Below are 16,426 nucleotides of genomic sequence, written 5' to 3'. Positions count from 1 at the left end.
GAAAAGTGGACGGGCGCACGCCGCGGCGTCCGTTCCCTCACCGCACGAGGTACGGGTCGGACCCGGCGATGAAGCGCCCCAGGTCCGTCTCCCGTCGGTAGTCGGTCCGCTGGAGCGTCCGCAGCCCCTCGACGAGTCGGTCGGCGTCGTCGCCGGTCCAGTCGGCGGGCTCCTTTATCGGGACGACCAGAAAGCCGGAGCCGCGGATCTCGGTGCCGTGAAGCGCGTCCATGTCGACCGCGGTCTTGTGCGCCTGCGCCGTGTACGTCTCGAGGACGTGCGCGGTGGCCCGGGCGCCGACCGGGAGGAGGACGTGGGCCGCGATCGCGCGGAGCTCCGCGTCGAAGAACCGCTCCATGTCGTCGTAGGCGTCCGCGGTCGGGTCGCCGTCCTCGGGGAGACACATGTGGCGATACGAGAGGAACGTCTTCGCGACCGCGAACGGGGCCGCGTCGCCCGAGCCGTCCGCGGCGGGCTCCGGGGCGTCCGGTTCGCGCTCGGTCGGTTCGGTCCCGGCGACCGAGTCTTGGTCCGTGTTCGCCAGCAGGCCACCCTCGCGGAGCGCCTCGAGGAACGCCGCCGACCACGGCTCGCCGGTGAAGGGGACGCCGCGGTCGAGGCCGCCGTGGACGCCGGGATGGTCGCCGACGACGTGGAAGTCGGCGTTGGCGTCGCCGTACCCCGGGACGAACTGCTCGCAGGGCGGGCTCATGCCGAAGGGGTTCGACAGCCGGTCGGTGACGTTTCGCACGGACGCGGGTAGGTCGCGGGGCGGTAATAGGGCGTTCGGTTCGGACGTTCCGGCGTTGCGGGCGGAGGCGTCCGGCCGAGATCGGGGGGACGTGTGAGCCGAGCTACAGCTCGACGCCGGACGGGATCAGGCTCTCGGAGCGGAGCAGGTTCCCCTCGGCGTCGTACACGAGGAGCGTGCGCTTGTCGTAGGTGACGAGCTCCTCGCCGTCGACGGTGATGATCACGCGGTAGCCGCCGTCGTCGTCGGCGGCGTCGCCGTACGCCCGGGCGGCGCCGATGAAGTCGAGCACGTCGTCGGCGTCCTCGTTGAGTTCGAGCACGAAGTCGCCGGTGACGCGGTTCGTCACGGCGACGACGCCGGCCGGGTCCGGGTCGCCCAGTGAGTCCTGGAGCCGGAACGCCACGTCGGTCTCCTCGGCCGCGAGCAGGTCGCCCTCCACGTCCGAGAGCCGGTCGCGAAGGAGTCCCTCGGGGCCGTGGAAGTCGATGCGCACCAGCGGCTTTCCGGGGTCGACAGCCCCCTCGACGCGCTCCACCGACAGATCGAAATAGTCCCGCCGCATCAGGTACCTGACTCTTGGACGTGCGCGGGTATGAACGTAACGCCGGCGCGAGGGTCTGCCGCCGACCACGGCTGCGACGGGCATCGCTGCGACGGGCAGCACCGCGACGGGCACCGCTGCGACGGACACCCCTGTCGCGGCCACGACTCCGGCGGGAACCCCCGCGACCACGCGCTCCGGACGGAGACTTTTAAGACGACGCCGGGAGCGGGTCCGGTATGGTCTGGGTCCGATCCGAGTACGCGGGCGAACTCGCGGTGCTGTCCGCGTGGCTCGCCGCGCTGATCCCCTGGAACGTCACCGTGGCGAGCGAGCAGGTGCCGGGCTACCTGTTCTACCTCCGCTTTCCCTTCGCCGAGGTGCAGTACCTGCTCGGCTTCGACGTGGGCGGACGGAGCTTTTTCCTTTTGTCCATCGCCGAGGCGGTGACCAACCAGAGCGGCCAGGTCGTCTACGGCGCGTACCTGACGTGGGCGGCCGGCGCCGCGCTGATCGGGGCCGCGGTCCTCGTCTCGATCGCCTACTACCTCGAGGAGGAGTACGTCGAGTCCGGGCCGGTCGACCCGGTCCGCGCCATCGGCGCGCTGCTGACGGCGGCCGGCGCGGTGCTGCTCGTCGCCACCTACCTGCTCGTGACGCGCGGGATCCCCGGGATCCCCCTCCCCATCGGCGCGCTGCTGCTCGCCGTCATCGGCGGCACGCTGCTCCGCGTCGAGCGCCGCTGACCGGGGGTGTTCTGGATATGCGGATCTGAACCGCGGAGTGGCTGCTCCCGGAGCGACGCCCGCGGCCGCTCAAAAGCCCTCGCGGAGGAACGTCGGCCGCGGCGGGAACAGCCGCTCCAGCGCCGGCCGCGCCGTCCCCGGATCGAGCCGGTCGAGCCGCGTCGCCTCCCCGACCGACAGGTAGCCCACGTAGAGCTGCGAGAGCGTCCCCACGTCGACCGCGACGGTGGGTAGCGAGCCGGCGTCCTCGGCCGCGTCCCCGGCCCCCGATTCGTCGGTCGGCGTCGCCGTCACCTCGCCGCCCGCCGCGTCGGTCCGGACCGTGAACCGGCCCTCGTTCCACGGGACGAGCGGATCCTCGACCGCGAGGACGAAGGGATCGACGGGCCCGGCGGACGACCCCTCTCGGCCCTCCGGCGACGGCAGGCGCTCGAGCGCGTCGGGCACGTCGACCAGCCTGACCATCGGCCCGGTCTTCTCGGCCTGCGTGACCGCTCGCGGGTCGTCGACGCGGTCGAGCACGTCCGCGTCCGGCGGCGCGCGGATCCGGACCTCGCCGGCCTGCGAGTCGTGGTTGCGACAGAACCGGAGCAGGTGGAGCCACGCGGTCTCGTCGACCGCGATGGCGTCCGAGACGGTCATCGTGCGCTCGTTTTTCCCCTCGCCCTCGGAGAAGGTGTACGAGAGCAGCCCGCGGAGCTCCCCGTCGCGCTCGTAGCCGTAGACGAACGGGTCCGTCTGCCAACTGCGGAGGCTCCGGTGTTCCCACCACGCCGCGGAGCGCGCCATCGTGAGGTCGTAGCGCTCCGCGACCCGCTCCAACAGTTTCGCGACCGCGGCGTGGTCGTCGGGGCCCAACCGTCGGAACCGGCCGGCGTCGGGGTCGATCGCCTCGACCGCGAACGACAGCTCCTCCGGCGGAGCGATCAGGTGGGTGTACCGGCTCGCGGTCGCCCAGCCGAACCGCCGGTAGAAGCCGTACTCGAAGGGCCACAGCGCGGAGACGGCGATGCCGTCGTCGCGGTGTTCGGCCAGCGACTCGCGGAGGAGGTGCCGAACCAGCCCGCGGCGGCGGTGCTCGGGCGGGCACGCGACCGCCGAGAGGCCGGCGACGCGCCGGTCGGCCCCGCGGATCCGGAGGTCGAACTCGTGGTGGCCACAGACCGCGAGCGGTTCGTCGCCGTCGAACAGCCCGCGACCGGCGGCGAGGGACTCCCGCTCGTCCGCTTCTTCGGGGTCGTAGGGACCGCGTTCGGGCGAGAAGGCGTACCGGGTGAACGCGCGGAACTCGTCCTCGCGCGACTCGGGGAATGGACGGTACTCGACCATACGCGGATGGCGAGGGTCGGACACAAAAGGGTTCCCGAACCGTGGGAGGGCGTGGCAAAAGGCGGCGCGGAGGCGACGCGGAGGCGACGCGGAGGCGACGGCGGCTCGCGGGAGCACGAGGCCGACGACGGGCCGGGCGAGCTACTCGAACCGGCCGCGGCGGTACTGCGGCGGCCACTCGACGTCGACGCCGAGTTCGTGGGCGGCCTCCAGCGTCCAGTAGGGGTTCCGCAGGAGTTCGCGGCCGAGCGCGACCAGGTCCGCACGGTCGTTGCGCACGAGCGCGTCGGCCTGTTCGGGTTCGGTGATCTTGCCGACCGCGGCGACGGGGACCTCGCCCTCGCGGCGGACGGCCTCGGCGAGCGGCACCTGGTAGTTCGGGCCGGCGTGCGGGAGGTCCTGGTCGCGGTGGATGCCGCCCGAGGAGACGTCGATCAGGTCGGCGCCGGCCTCGATAAGGAGGGGCCCGAGCCGCGCGGACTGCTCGCGGTCCCACGAGGGGCGGTCGTCGATCCAGTCGGTCCCGGAAATGCGGACGAACACCGGCTTGTCGTCGGGCCAGACCTCGCGGACCGCCTCGACGACCTCGCGGACGAGCCGGGTGCGGTTCTCGAAGCTGCCGCCGTACTCGTCGTCGCGCTCGTTGGCGACCGGCGAGAGGAACTCGTGGAGGAGGTAGCCGTGGGCGGCGTGGACCTCGGCGACCTCGAAGCCGGCGTCGAGCGCGCGCTCGGCCGCGTCGGCGAACGCCTCGATCACGTCGTCGATGTCCCCCTTCGTCATCCGCCGCGTCTTCGGCGGGTTCTCGAAGGGGTACGGCACGTCGCTCGGCGCGATGGTCTCCCAGCCGCCCTCATCGGGCTGGAGCGGGCCGCCCTCGTCCCACGGCCGCGTCGTGGACGCCTTCCGGCCGGCGTGGGCGAGCTGGATCGCGGGCGTGGCGCCCTGCTCGGCGACGAACTCCGCGATGGGGGCCAGCGCCTCGGCGTGCTCGTCCGACCAGATGCCGAGGTCCTCCGGCGTAATCCGGCCGCGGGGCTCGACCGCGGTCGCCTCGGCCATCACCAGCCCCGCGCCGCCGACGGCCCGCGAGCCGAGGTGGACGCGGTGCCAGTCGGTGGCGAGCCCCTCCTCGGCGGAGTACTGACACATCGGCGACATCATCACGCGGTTGCGGATCTCCGTGTCCCGGATCGTCATCGGGGAGAACAGCGAGTCGGTCATGGTGGGGGAGACGAGGGCCACGACGTAAGGCCCTGCGATCCGCCTCGCCGATTGCCCGTATCGTGGAGCCGGCGGCGGGGGCACAGCCGCCGATCCCGGATGGGTCGTTCTGAGCGCCGAGGGTTTAGGCACACCAAAACCTATATGTCCGTCCCTCCCCGAGCCACCGGTAATGCCGACCGCGGACGCACCGACGACGGACTCCGAGGACCGCGACGAGGAACTGCCGGAGATCACTACCGCCTGCACCAGTCCCGACCGGACGGTCTTCTCCGAGCGGGACAACCCCGACGGCTGGATAGCGACGGACTACACCGTCGATCTCGACGAGTGATTCCGTTTTCGCTCCGGCTTCGGAGCATGGGTCTTGAATTTTCCTTGACGTGATCGGCCTGAAACCACGGAGTGGGGTCCCCGTGAGTATCGGTACGCGAGAACGTTCATCGGTAGCAGGTGGGCTTATTGCACGCCATCTCGTAAGGTGGCATATGAGCATACGCGCGACCGATCTGGCGGAGTTGTTCGGCGTCGACGTGGAGGAGGTGGACGACGACGTGCCGCTCGGGACGGCACTTCGTGGTGAATTCGCCGATGTCGAGGTGGACTCCGTGAAAGCTGTTCGCGAACTCCGAGAGCAGTAGGATGGAGCTGCTGGTCGACACGAATATTTTTGTCTCGAACTTGGTCGATGAACCGGGGCGCGGAGAGATCGCGACCGAATTGCTTGACTCCGAGCACGAGCTCTATACGACGATTCTGAACCTCATGGAACTCCGGTCCGTGTTGGTGAAAAAGAAGCGTCAGGAAGCGGACCGCGTCCGAGAGATCGTCGCCAAGATTCCCGGGACGGTTGGACTGTTGATCCCCGATGCCGGCGACATGATGGCGGCGAACAACTACCAGAACGAAACCTGGCTGTACACGATGGACGCGATCATCGCCACTCTGGCGAAGCGGAACGACCTCACGCTCGTGACGTTCGACAGCGAACTGTTGGAACACGACGCGGTCGCTCCCGAAACAGTCCTCTGATCGCCCGGGGACGACCGTCAAAAGTTCGAAGAACTGTCGAGGAACGCGTCGAAAACGCGAGCGTTCGACCGCGGCCGGACGCGTCTCGGAACGGTACCCCCTACTCCATCGAGCCCTCGGTGACGAGCGTGTCGTCCTCGAGGTAGTGCTCGATGTGGTGGCCGTGTTCCTCGACGTCCTCGAGGATCTCGCGGAGCTGCTCCTCGGTGTTGTAGTCGCCGAGGTTGTTGGCGAGGCGGATGTGCTCGCGCAGCGACTCCGTGATGTCGCCGAACATCTCGAGGTCGTGCTCCAGCGAGGTGCGGATGTCGTAGGCGTCCTTGTCCTCGGGGGTCACCGTCGCGTGCTCCTCGAAGTTGGCGCCGCCGGAGAGGGGGACGCCGCCGAGCGCCTGCGCGCGCTCCGCGAGCACGTCCGCGCCCTCTTCGAGGTCCGCGGCGACCTCGCCGAGGTAGACGTGCAGGTCGTGGAACTCCGCGCCCTCGACGATCCAGTGGTGCTTCTTGATCTGGTGGTAGAGGACGTACGTCGACGCGAGGTCGGAGTTGAGCGCGTCGATCAGCTGCTCGGCCTTCTCCTCGGGGATGCGCAGGGCCTCGCTCTCCTCGACGTCGCCGTACTGCTGGCGTGCGTGCTTCTGGGTGCTCATGACGTTTCATCGTTCGGCGGCATTGCACTTAAAGATTCCTTACTACGAAAGAGAAGTTCGCGGTTCAGAAACTTCTGTTTCAGAAAAGCGGAAACAGTGGCGCATCAGACCGACCCGACGAACGCGCGCTGTTCGCGGAGGAGGTCCTCGTCCAGCGTCGCCACGAGGTCGCGCTCGCCGCGCGCGAGCGAGCGGTGGACGACGCCGTCCGGGCGGACGACCGCGGAGCGGCCCGCGTACTCGGTCGCGGGCGCGCCCGCCACGTCGCGGGAACCGGTCCGCCCGGCGCCGACCACCCACCGGACGCCGTCGAGCGCGCGAGCGCGCAGGAGCAGGCGCCAGTTCTCGGAGTAGGCGGCGGGCCACGCGGCCGGCACCGCGAGCGCGTCGACGCGCTCCTCGGTCAGCGCCGCGCTCTCCGCGACGAAATTCAGGTCGTAGCAGGTCAACAGCGCGGTCGCGCCGGCGGCGGTCTCGACGACGACGCGCTCCTCGCCCGCGGTCAACAGGTCCGCCTCCGCGCCCCGGAGGTGCCGCTTGCGGTAGACCGCCGTCTCGTCGGCCGCGTCGCCGGCCGCATCGCCGGCGGAGTCCCTCGTGCTCGCCGGCGGGACGTGCGCGACCGCGTTGTACGTCCGCCCGTCCGTGTCCCGCTCCAGAAAGCCCGCGACGAGGGCGGTCCCTTCCTCGCGTGCGACCTCGCGGAGCCAGTGGACCGCGGTTTCCCGCTCCAGCGCCGCCTCGTGGACGCGCTCGTCGGGGACGAATCCCGTGAGCGCGTACTCCGGGAACACGGCGAGGTCGACGTCGGCAGGGAGCGCCGCGACGCGGTCGGCGATCCGCCGGCGGTTCGACTCGGGGTCGAGGTCGTCGACGTCGGTCTGGGGGACGGCGACGACGGCGTCGTCGGTCGCATCCGCGGACGCAGTCATGCGCTCGACGTCGGCCGGCAGGGCTTAATCGTTGGCGACCGGCGGTCCGGACGGACACGATGGAGCCCACGGAGCGGATCGAATGACCACGGTGGACCCACCGACGCGCGACGAGCTGTTCGAGGGCGCAGCATCGACCGACGGGCTCGACGTGGACCCGGAGGCTCTCGACCGAGAATGGGTGGCCGCGGAGGCCGCCGCGACCTTCTCGCTGACCCCCGCCGAGGCGGAGGCGTGGATCGCCGAGGACGGTGTCGGCGCGGTCTACGCCCGGATACAGGCGTACTGGGGAGCGCTGTGAGATGCGGTCGTGTTCTCGGTCACGCCCGGTCGCGCGGGCGAAGGGAAACGTCCTTATGGGCTTCGCACGGAGAATCGAGCATATGAGCAACGGCGACGACGAGGCGGCCGACGCGCCCGAGGAGGCGGCGGAGGACGGCGCTGCGGACGCGGACGCCGAGGAGGCGACCGCCCCGGCGCTCCCCGACGAGGTCACCGAAGAGTCCCTGAACGAGTACCTCGACGAGATCGCCGAACGACTCGACGAGGCGGAGACCGAGGCGGACCTCGACGACGTCGAGGCGCTGATCGACGACGCCGAGGCCGGTATCGAGGAGGCGGACCTCCCCGAGCCGGACGAGGACGACGAGGACGCCGAGGACCCGCGCGCCGACCTGGAGTCGCGCGTCGAGGACCTCCGGAGCGACCTCGAGGACGCCCGCGGCCCCTACGCCGAGGACGTGGTCGCGGACGTCGAGGCGGCGGTCGAGACGGTCGAGAGCACCGAGTGGACCGCGGACGGCCTCGGTGACGCCGCCGACGCGGTCGAGGCGTTCGCGGCGACCGTCGGCGACGAGCTCGGCGTGGAGGTCGAACTCGAGGACGACGAGGTCGAGGCGCTGACGCTCGCGCTCGACTCGCTCGCGGAGGCGGTCGACGACGCCGACCTCGACCCCGACGACGATGCGGAGACGATCGCGGCCCTCGTCGAGGCGACGGACGCCCTCGAAGCCGGGCTCGACGAGGCCGAGGAGTGGGACGACCTGGAGACGAACGAGCAGCTGATGGCGCAGGGCTACTACGACGTGCTCGGCCACTACAAGGACTACCCGCCGGAGTGGTCGGCGCTGAAGGTCCACGAGCGCGAGGGCAACACGGACATGGTGCTGCTGGCGCTGAACTCGCTGCAGTCCGAGTTCATGGAGCGGCACTGTCTGGAGTCGCTCCAGCGGATGGGCAAGCGCGCCGCCACCGAGGAGGCCGTCGACCAGATGCTCGACCGCGCCGGGAAGCGCGACCAGCCCGCGATCCGCATCCTCGGCAAGATGGCCGCCGAGGAGGCGACGGAGACGCTCGTCGAGTACGTCGACGAGGACTCCAACCCGCAGCTCCAGAAGGTGACGTTCAAGGCGCTCGGCGAGATCGGGGCCGCGGAGGCGGTCCAGCCGCTCGCGAACAAGCTGGAGATGGAGGACGACAACGTCCGCCCGTACGCCGCCCGCGCGCTCGGGCTCATCGGGGACGCGCGCGCGGTCGACCCCCTCGCGGACGCGCTCGCCGAGGACGACTCCGACGACGTGCGCGCCGCGGCCGCGTGGGCGCTCCGCCAGATCGGCACCCGCGAGGCGCTGGAGGCCGCCGCGGAGTACGCCGACGAACGCGTCTTCATCGTCCAGACGGAGGCCGAGAAGGCCGCCGACGCGCTCGACGAGGCCGCACAGCCGGCCTGAGCGGCGCCGAACCCCGCGCGATTCCTCTCATCTTTCCGTCCGTTTTCTCACCTCTCTTCCCTTCCGTTCCCTTCACCCGGCTACGATCCCTCTCCGTCGCGTTTCCGACCCGGGCCCTTTTGAACGAAGCCGCGCCAGACCCCCCGTGCGTCTGCCGGACGAGAGCGAGCGGTTCGAGCGTCCCGACTCCGCGCCCGACCGCGCCCGGGGAGCCGCGGCGCTGCGCGTGGCCGCTGCCGTCGCGGTGCTGGTCGCGACCCTGCTCGCGACCGGCGGAGCCACCGCACCGGGCGCCGCGGAGCCTCGTCAGGAATCCCCTGCAGCAGCCGGCGCGCCCGCCGCGCCCGAGACGGCGACCGTCCGCGAGCTCTATCCGAACCCGGTCGCGGACGGGAACGCCGGCGAGTACCTGATCGTCGACCTTCCACGCCCCGGCAACTGGAGCCTCTCGGACGGCTACCACGAGACGCCGCTCCCGGCGGGCGTGACCGGCCGCGTCGCGCTCTCGCGTGAGCCGGCCATCGCGAGCGACCACGTCGACCGCCGCGTCTATCGGCTTCCGGAGCCGTTCCCGCTGTCCGCCGCCGGCGACCGGATCGCCCTCAGGCACGGCACGGAGACCGTGGACGCGGTCGCCTACGAGCGCGCCCGCGAGGCCGCGGTCTGGAACCGGTCGTGGTCGCGTTCGGACGCCGACCACGCGGCCGCGAGCGCGCATGCCGAGCCGAGCGATCCCGACGATCCGGGTTGGCGACCCTACGGATTCCGGCCGCGCGAGCCGGTCTCGACCGGGTCGACGAACGGAACGGCGTTCGTGCTCCCCGACGCCCCCGAGGAGCCGGTCGCCCCGCTTGTTGACGCCGAGGACCGCCTCTACGTCGCGGCGTACACCTTCGACTCGGCGCGCGTGACGGACGCGCTGGTGGCGGCCGCGGAGCGCGGCGCCGACGCCCGGTTGCTGCTCGAGGGGTCCCCCGTGGGCGGCTTCCCCGCCGCGAGCGAACCGCACCTCGACAGGCTCGCGGCCGCGGGCGTCGAGGTTCGGGTCCTCGACGGTCCCCGGACGCGGTTCGCGTTCCATCACGCCAAGTACGCCGTCGCCGACGACCGGGCAGTGGTGTTGACCGAGAACTGGAAGCCCGCGGGCACCGGCGGAGCCGGGAGCCGCGGCTGGGGCGTCACGCTCCGGGACCGCAAAACCGCGGACGAACTCGCGGCGCTATTCGAGCGCGACGCCACCGCGGTCGACGCGCGGCCGTGGGGGCGGTTCGCCGCGAACGCGAGCTTCCACGGGGACGGCCCGGCGTCGGGATCGTACCCGGCACGCTTCGACCCGGCGACGTTCGCGGACGCCCGCATTGAGGTGCTGACTGCGCCGGGCAACGCCGAGGACCGCGTCGTCGCCAGGGTCGATGCGGCCGACGAGCGCGTGCTCGGCGTCGTCCCGCGGACCGGCGGCAGGGACCAGCGGATCGTCCGCGCGCTCGGCCGGGCGACCGACCGCGGCGTCGAGACGCGACTGCTGCTCTCGGGCGCGTGGTACGACCGCGAGGAGAACGCGGCGCTCGCCGAGCACCTCTCCGCGGATCGGGGGGTCGCCGCCGGCGTGGCGGACGGGCGCGGCCGCTACGCCAAACTCCACGCGAAGGGACTGGTGATCGACGACACCGCCGTCATCGGGAGCCTCAACTGGAACGACGCGGCGGCCGGTCGCAACCGCGAGGTGCTCGTCGCCGTCGAACACCCGGCGGTCGCCGACTTCCTCGCGCAGGTGATCGCGGCCGACGCCAGCGGCGGAACGCGTCGGCTCCCGGTCGCCCTGCTCGGGGGCGTCCTCGTCGCGCTCTGCGGTGCGGGGACGCTGGCGCGGCGGCGAGTCCGGTTCGCGGACCGCTGACCGAGGACCAGTCGGCCGCGACCGGGACAGAAAACCACCGGCCGCGACCGGGACAAAAATAGCGGCGGGACCGCGGGGTCCGACCGTCCTACTCGTCGCCGACGATGGTGCTCGACAGCGCCTCGTCGATCTCCGCGTCGGCCATCTTCTCGACGAGCGCCTCGATCACGGGTTGGCGGCGCCCCTTCACGAACTTGATCGAACCGACGACGAGGTGGCCGCCGCCCGAGACGCCGGCCTCGGGCAGCTCCTCGTTCAGCTCGGTCACCATGTTCGGGATGTCGAGGCGGACGCCGTCCGAGCGGAGGACGGAGAAGTCCGGCCCGTAGCCGATGGTGATGACGGGGTCGCCGGTCTCCTGCACCTTCGTGTCGTGCAGTTCGCCGGTGGTCTTGCCCGGCGCGGGGTAGGTGAACCGGTGGGCGTACTCGTCGAGGTCGATGCGGTAGAGGTGCGCTCCCGACGCGAGCCGCTCGTGTTCGACGTGTTCCTCGACCGCGTCGAGCTGTTCTTCGACGTCGCGTTCGGCGCGCTCCGCGAGGAAGTCGACCAGCTCCGCGTGGCGGGCCTCGTCGTCGCAGCCGACGTTGAGCACGTCGTTGACGAGCGTCTTGCCCTCGGAGTAGCGGAGCCAGTGGGCGGCGTAGTCGAGCGCCTCGCCGATGTCCAGCAGGTCGTCGCGGTCGTAGCCCGCCTCGGCGGCCAGGTCGACGTAGTCGTCCATCGCCTCGGCCTTCGAGCGGTCCGAGAGCCCGGCGACCGCGGGGACGTGTTCGAGCTCCTCGGTGAGCGAGGGGTCGATGAGGCGGGCGAGTTCGACGCACATCATGCCCGTCGTGACGCGGTAGTCCTCGCCGTGCGTGTAGGGGTTGACGTGGGCGTCAAGCAGGGGGTCGACCGCCTCCGGGTCCGGGTGGTGGTGGTCGACGACGGCGATGGGGATGTCGTAGTGCGCGAGGTTCTCGTAGGCGGGCACGTCCTCCTCGGTGGAGCCGTTGTCCAACATCAGCAGGAACGGGAGCTTCTGGCCGTGGCGGGCCTGCCCCTCCAGCGCGAAGTTGAGGTCGCGCGTCACGTCCTCCATCTCGTAGAAGGGGGCCTTGCTCGGCAGGCGCTTGAACAGGTGCCGCGGCGCGTCGGTGTCCTCGTGGACCTCGCTGACGAACGTCTCTAACGCGAGCTGGACCGGGATGGCGGCGCACATGCCGTCGCCGTCCGCGTGGTGGCGCACGCGGATGGGGCGACCCGAGAGCACCGTGCGGCGGAGCAGCCGCGCGACCTCGCGGAGCTCCTCGTGGATCGGCTCGAACGCCTCCCACTCCACGAGCGGCTCGACGTCGGCCGGGGCGGCGCGCTCGTCGAGCGCCTCCTCGAACCGCTCGCGGGCCTCCTCGCGGCGGTCGCCCTCGAGTCCCGTCAGCGAGTCGACCTCGATCTGGATCGCGTCCTCGCGCGTCTCGACGGTGCCCGCGACGTGGACCATCTGCCCGACCTCGATCTCGGGGTACGCGCGGACGCCCGCCTCCTCGAAGGCGGCACAGGAGACGATCCCGGTGCCGTCCGCGACCGCGAATATCGTCGGGCCGCCGGTCTGTTTGGCCTGCACGACCTCGCCCTCGACGGTGACCTCGTCGCCGGCGGTGAGCCCGCGGACGCGGGTGATCGTCGGCTCGTGGGCGACCGCGACCGTGTGGTAGTCGTCGAGGTCGACGTCGTCGAAGGCCACGTCGCCGTTCTCCTTCACTTCGGTCAGCTCGACGACGAGCTCGTCGCCGACCGCGTAATCGCCGTCGAGCGAGGACTCGTGGACCAGCCCCGAGACCGCCTCGGAGACGTCGACGAAGACCCCGTAGTCGACCACGCCGTTCACCTCGGCGAGGTAGTACGCGCCCGTCTCCACGTCGGTCAGCGTGCAGTCGGGGGCGAGGTCGTGGACGACGTGTTCGCCGTTCTCCGGCGCCTCGTTCTCTGCCGCATCCGTCGTCGCCTCGCCGCCGTCGGCTCGAACCGCGGGACTCGAATCGTCCCGCACGCCGGAACACCCGGCGGAGTTGTCGGTCATGTAGCGAAGTAGGTCGGCGGCCGGTGTTAAGCTTTTTATATCGCTTTCGCGGCTCGTCCGGGGAACGGTCGGTTCGTCGGGGAGTCCGACCGAGGGCGGCGCGGTCGGCCCTTCCGGAACCCTTGTAAGGAGCGCCGACCCACGTCCACGCATGCGCCTGTTCCGGTCGAGCGAACTCCTCGGGATCGCCCGGGAAACGATGGAGTTCGTGCTCGAAGCGTGCGAGGACACCCACCCCAACGAGTACATGGGCTTCCTCCGCGCGGAGGACGCCCGCACGCTCGGCCTCGACCGGGACGGACAGGTGATCACCGACGTGCTCGTCATCCCCGGCACGGAGTCGAGCCCCGTGAGCGCCACCGTGCGGACGAACATGAAGCCGAACGACGCCCGCGCCGTGGGGTCGGTCCACTCCCACCCCAACGGCGCCCTCCACCCGAGCGACGCCGACCTCGCGACGTTCGGACAGGGCGAGGTCCACGTCATCGTCGGCGCGCCCTACGGCTGGGGCGACTGGAAGGCGTTCGACAACGAGGGCGACCCCACGACGCTGGACGTGCTCGACGTGGAACTGCCCGACGACGCCTTCTTCGACTTCACGCAGGCGGACATCGACGCCGAGCTGCGCGAGGAGCGCGAGGACGACCGCGGCGGTATCCTCTCGTGGTTCCGATGACGCGGGTGCTCGCGCAGGGGACCTTCGACATCCTCCATCCCGGCCACGTCCACTACCTCTCCGACGCCGCCGCCCGCGGCGACGAACTGTACGTCATCGTCGCCCGCGGCGCCAACGTGACCCACAAGGAGCCGCCGGTCCTGCCGGACCGCCAGCGCCGCGACATGGTCGCCGCCCTCGAGGTCGTCGACGAGGCCCGTCTCGGCCACGAGTCGGACATCTTCGTCCCGGTCGCGGAGATCGACCCCGACGTGATCGTCTTGGGCTACGACCAGCACCACGACGAGGACGCCATCGCGGCCGCGCTCGACGACCGCGGGATCGACTGCGAGGTCGCGCGCGCAAGCCCCCGCGATCCGGCCTACGAGGGCGAGCTCCTCTCGACCGGTCGGATCGTCGACCGGATCCTGAAGCGGCGCGGCGCGGAGTAGCCGACCGGCGGTCGTCCCCTCCCGCACCGTCCGCGAGCCTCGGCCCCCGAACGGTCCCTTCCAGCGCGCCGGGAGGAAGCGCGGAACCTATATGGAGCGGTTCCCAACCCCCGACAGTGACTGTCCCCGATCGGTTCCCCGGCCTCCTCGCCGCCGCCGCGATGGGCGTCTACCTGCTGCTCGTGGTGGGGGCGACGACGGCCGTCACGGACGCGGCCGCCGCCTGCGGCGCGTGGCCGGCCTGCGGGTCCGGCTGGGCGCTTCCCGCGGAGGCCGCCGGCTGGGTCGCGCTCGGCCACCGCGCCGTCGCGGCGGTCGTCGGCGCGCTCGTCGTCGCGGCCGCCGCGGCCGCCTGGCTCGGCGACGAGCGCCGCCGCGTCCGCGCCGCCCTCGCGGTCGCCGTCCTGCTGTACCCCGCGCAGGTTGCCCTCGGCGCCGTCGTCGCGGTCGAGGGCGCCTCCGCGGTCGTCTCCGCGGTCCACCTGCTGGCGGGGGTCGTCATCTTCGGCGGCCTCCTCGCCGCGCTGGCGTGGTGGTTGGAGGCGGAGACGGGCGACCCCGACGACGATCCCGCGATGACCGAAGCGGACCTCGAACCTAACTTCGATGACGTACAGGACCACGCGGGCGACGACGGTCCCGGAACGCCGGCCGCGGTCCCGACGGAGCCGTGGCCGCGCGCGAAGGCGACCGCGGCCGCGTACTTCCGCCTGATGAAGCCGCGGCTGATGTGGCTGCTCTGTCTGGTTGCCGCGGCCGCGATGGCGCTGGCTGGCGGCCCCGGATTCACCGTCCGCACGGTGGCGACGACGCTCGTCGCCGGTTCGCTGGCCATCGGCGCCTCGGGGACGTTCAACCACGTCCTCGAGCGCGACGTGGACCGCAAGATGCAGCGTACCTCGGACCGCCCGCTTGCGGTCGACCTCGTGCCGGTCCGGAACGCCGTGGCGTTCGGCCTGACGCTGACCGCCGTCTCCGTCGGCCTGTTCTGGTCGATAAACCCGCTGGCGGCCGCGCTCGGCCTGCTGGCGATCCTGTTCTACAGCGTCGTCTACACGCTCCTGTTGAAGCCGAACACGGTCCAGAACACGGTGATCGGCGGGGCGGCCGGCGCGCTCCCGGCGCTGATCGGCTGGGCGGCGGTGACCGGCGAGGTGGGCGGCGGCGGGCTGCTGCTCGCGGCGCTCATCTTCCTGTGGACGCCGGCACACTTCTACAACCTCGCGTTAGCCTACCGCGACGACTACGAGGCCGGCGGCTTCCCGATGATGCCGGTGGTCCGCGGCGAGACGGCGACGCACCGCCACATCCTCTGGTACCTCGGCGCGACCTACGTCGCGGCCGCGGTGCTCGCCGCGACCGCGGACGCGCTCGGCCTGTTGTACGTCGGCACGGGCGTGGCGCTCGGCGCGGTGTTCCTCTGGGCGGTCGTCCGCCTCCACTACGAGCGGAGCGAGACGGCCGCCTTCCGCGCGTTCCACGCCTCGAACGCCTACCTCGGCCTGCTGCTTCTGGCCGTGGTCCTCGACTCGCTGGTGGTCTGACGTGGCGGGACGCGACTCCGCGGCGCCGCTCGCGTCGCTGCGCGCACGCCTCGACGACGGGCCGGTCGACCTCCGGACGCTCCTGATCGCGGCCGTCGTGCTCAACGCGGAGCTGTTGTTCGTGGTGCTGTACGCCGCCTTCTCGAACGCGACGATCACCGCGCCGCGGTACATCCTCTACGGGCTGACGTGGGTGAACGTCGGCGCGCTGGTGCTGTGGCGGGTGCGGCCGCCCGCTGGCTACGACTTCGAGACGCGACGGCGCGCGCTCGCGGTCGCCGCCGGCTACTTCGCGCTGTTGGCCTTCTTCGGCGGGATGGTCGGCATCGGCGTCCCGCCCGACTTCGTCGACCTCCGGATCGCGTGGCTCCCGCCGGGATGGGGGCCGGCCCTGGTGTGGGCCACCGAGTACCTGACGATCGTGGTGATGCCGGCGTACCTGGTGGGCTACACCGCGCTCGCGTACCTGCTGTACATCACGGCACTGGAGGCGTCCGGTTCGGTCGTCGCGGGCGTGGTGGGGCTGTTCTCCTGCGTCTCCTGTACCCTCCCCATCGTCGCCGCGCTGGTCTCGTCGTTCCTCGGCGGGACGGGGATCGTCGCCGCGACCGCGCTCGACGCCTCCTACGGCGCCTCGACCGCGGTGTTCCTGGTCACGGTCGCGCTGCTGTACTGGCGGCCGGGCTTCCGGTAGTCGGCTAGACAAGGCGACCACGGCCGGGACAGAAATAGCCCGGCACAGGGACAGAAATAGCCCGACACAGGGACAGAAATAGCCCGACACAGGGACAGAAATAGCCCGACACAGGGACAGAAATAGCCCGACACAGGGACAGAAATAGCCCGACACAGGGACAGAAATAGCCCGACACAGGGACA

18 protein-coding genes are annotated in these 16,426 nt (G+C 71.3%); 11 read left to right on the top strand and 7 right to left on the bottom strand.

The window, feature by feature from the left end; translation table 11 throughout:
- Positions 1-37: 37 nt before the first annotated feature.
- Positions 38-751 (bottom strand): uracil-DNA glycosylase family protein, encoded by a 714-nt coding sequence (locus ACQE3L_RS01975; RefSeq protein ID WP_058365325.1) that lies wholly within the window; start codon positions 749-751, stop codon positions 38-40.
- A 103-nt stretch (positions 752-854) separates the two neighbouring features.
- On the bottom strand, positions 855-1,316 hold the full coding sequence (locus tag ACQE3L_RS01970; RefSeq protein ID WP_426962120.1) for a DUF5793 family protein: 462 nt from the start codon (positions 1,314-1,316) through the stop codon (positions 855-857).
- 218 nt (positions 1,317-1,534) lie between these two features.
- Here ACQE3L_RS01970 and ACQE3L_RS01965 point away from each other — a divergent pair, with 218 nt between their 5' ends.
- Positions 1,535-2,041, top strand: a complete 507-nt coding sequence (locus ACQE3L_RS01965) for a DUF7549 family protein (RefSeq protein WP_426962119.1) — start codon at positions 1,535-1,537, stop codon at positions 2,039-2,041.
- A 69-nt stretch (positions 2,042-2,110) separates the two neighbouring features.
- On the opposite strand, the gene ACQE3L_RS01960 is transcribed toward ACQE3L_RS01965, so the two are convergent.
- Both ACQE3L_RS01960 and ACQE3L_RS01955 read right to left on the bottom strand, forming a co-directional pair.
- Positions 2,111-3,370 (bottom strand): GNAT family N-acetyltransferase, encoded by a 1,260-nt coding sequence (locus tag ACQE3L_RS01960; protein WP_426962118.1) that lies wholly within the window; start codon positions 3,368-3,370, stop codon positions 2,111-2,113.
- A gap of 141 nt (positions 3,371-3,511) precedes the next feature.
- Entirely contained in the window at positions 3,512-4,594 is a 1,083-nt protein-coding gene (locus ACQE3L_RS01955; protein WP_426962117.1) for an NADH:flavin oxidoreductase/NADH oxidase, read from the bottom strand.
- A 172-nt stretch (positions 4,595-4,766) separates the two neighbouring features.
- Between ACQE3L_RS01955 and ACQE3L_RS01950 the strand changes: the two genes are divergently transcribed.
- The 3 genes from ACQE3L_RS01950 (at position 4,767) to ACQE3L_RS01940 (ending at position 5,626) form a co-directional block, all read left to right on the top strand.
- Positions 4,767-4,928, top strand: coding sequence for a DUF7331 family protein (locus tag ACQE3L_RS01950; protein WP_426962116.1), 162 nt, complete (start codon positions 4,767-4,769; stop codon positions 4,926-4,928).
- A 154-nt stretch (positions 4,929-5,082) separates the two neighbouring features.
- The gene (locus ACQE3L_RS01945; RefSeq protein WP_426962115.1) at positions 5,083-5,235 is read left to right on the top strand and encodes a hypothetical protein; all 153 of its coding nucleotides are present in this window, start codon (positions 5,083-5,085) and stop codon (positions 5,233-5,235) included.
- Position 5,236: 1 nt separating this feature from the next.
- Positions 5,237-5,626, top strand: coding sequence for a type II toxin-antitoxin system VapC family toxin (locus ACQE3L_RS01940; protein WP_426962114.1), 390 nt, complete (start codon positions 5,237-5,239; stop codon positions 5,624-5,626).
- Between the two features lie 100 nt (positions 5,627-5,726).
- On the opposite strand, the gene dpsA is transcribed toward ACQE3L_RS01940, so the two are convergent.
- Positions 5,727-6,275, bottom strand: coding sequence for a DNA starvation/stationary phase protection protein DpsA (dpsA, locus tag ACQE3L_RS01935; RefSeq protein ID WP_058365320.1), 549 nt, complete (start codon positions 6,273-6,275; stop codon positions 5,727-5,729).
- A gap of 104 nt (positions 6,276-6,379) precedes the next feature.
- On the bottom strand, positions 6,380-7,207 hold the full coding sequence (locus ACQE3L_RS01930) for a carbon-nitrogen hydrolase family protein (protein ID WP_426962113.1): 828 nt from the start codon (positions 7,205-7,207) through the stop codon (positions 6,380-6,382).
- A gap of 82 nt (positions 7,208-7,289) precedes the next feature.
- Between ACQE3L_RS01930 and ACQE3L_RS01925 the strand changes: the two genes are divergently transcribed.
- The 3 genes from ACQE3L_RS01925 (at position 7,290) to ACQE3L_RS01915 (ending at position 10,834) form a co-directional block, all read left to right on the top strand.
- A complete protein-coding gene (locus ACQE3L_RS01925) occupies positions 7,290-7,508 on the top strand; it encodes a hypothetical protein (protein ID WP_426962112.1) in 219 nt (72 codons plus the stop codon).
- A gap of 82 nt (positions 7,509-7,590) precedes the next feature.
- Positions 7,591-8,937, top strand: a complete 1,347-nt coding sequence (locus tag ACQE3L_RS01920) for a HEAT repeat domain-containing protein (protein ID WP_426962111.1) — start codon at positions 7,591-7,593, stop codon at positions 8,935-8,937.
- Positions 8,938-9,082: 145 nt separating this feature from the next.
- Positions 9,083-10,834: a phospholipase D-like domain-containing protein gene (locus tag ACQE3L_RS01915; RefSeq protein WP_426962110.1), complete on the top strand. Its 1,752-nt coding sequence runs from the start codon at positions 9,083-9,085 to the stop codon at positions 10,832-10,834.
- 88 nt (positions 10,835-10,922) lie between these two features.
- On the opposite strand, the gene han is transcribed toward ACQE3L_RS01915, so the two are convergent.
- Entirely contained in the window at positions 10,923-12,896 is a 1,974-nt protein-coding gene (gene han, locus ACQE3L_RS01910; RefSeq protein ID WP_426962109.1) for a Hef-associated nuclease, read from the bottom strand.
- Positions 12,897-13,047: 151 nt separating this feature from the next.
- On the opposite strand from han, the gene ACQE3L_RS01905 reads away from it, so the two are divergent.
- The 4 genes from ACQE3L_RS01905 (at position 13,048) to ACQE3L_RS01890 (ending at position 16,241) form a co-directional block, all read left to right on the top strand.
- A complete protein-coding gene (locus ACQE3L_RS01905) occupies positions 13,048-13,572 on the top strand; it encodes a JAB/MPN domain protein-containing protein (RefSeq protein ID WP_058365316.1) in 525 nt (174 codons plus the stop codon).
- On the top strand, positions 13,569-14,003 hold the full coding sequence (locus ACQE3L_RS01900; protein WP_426962108.1) for an FAD synthase family protein: 435 nt from the start codon (positions 13,569-13,571) through the stop codon (positions 14,001-14,003). Before ACQE3L_RS01905 ends, ACQE3L_RS01900 begins: the two co-directional genes overlap by 4 nt.
- A 116-nt stretch (positions 14,004-14,119) precedes the next feature.
- A complete protein-coding gene (locus tag ACQE3L_RS01895; RefSeq protein WP_426962107.1) occupies positions 14,120-15,547 on the top strand; it encodes a heme o synthase in 1,428 nt (475 codons plus the stop codon).
- Between the two features lie 37 nt (positions 15,548-15,584).
- Entirely contained in the window at positions 15,585-16,241 is a 657-nt protein-coding gene (locus tag ACQE3L_RS01890) for a DUF7546 family protein (protein ID WP_426962405.1), read from the top strand.
- Positions 16,242-16,426: the final 185 nt, after the last annotated feature.

Source organism: Haloparvum alkalitolerans, assembly GCF_050122995.1.
Lineage (GTDB): Archaea > Halobacteriota > Halobacteria > Halobacteriales > Haloferacaceae > Haloparvum > Haloparvum alkalitolerans.
This window is presented reverse-complemented; position numbering and strand designations above follow the sequence as displayed.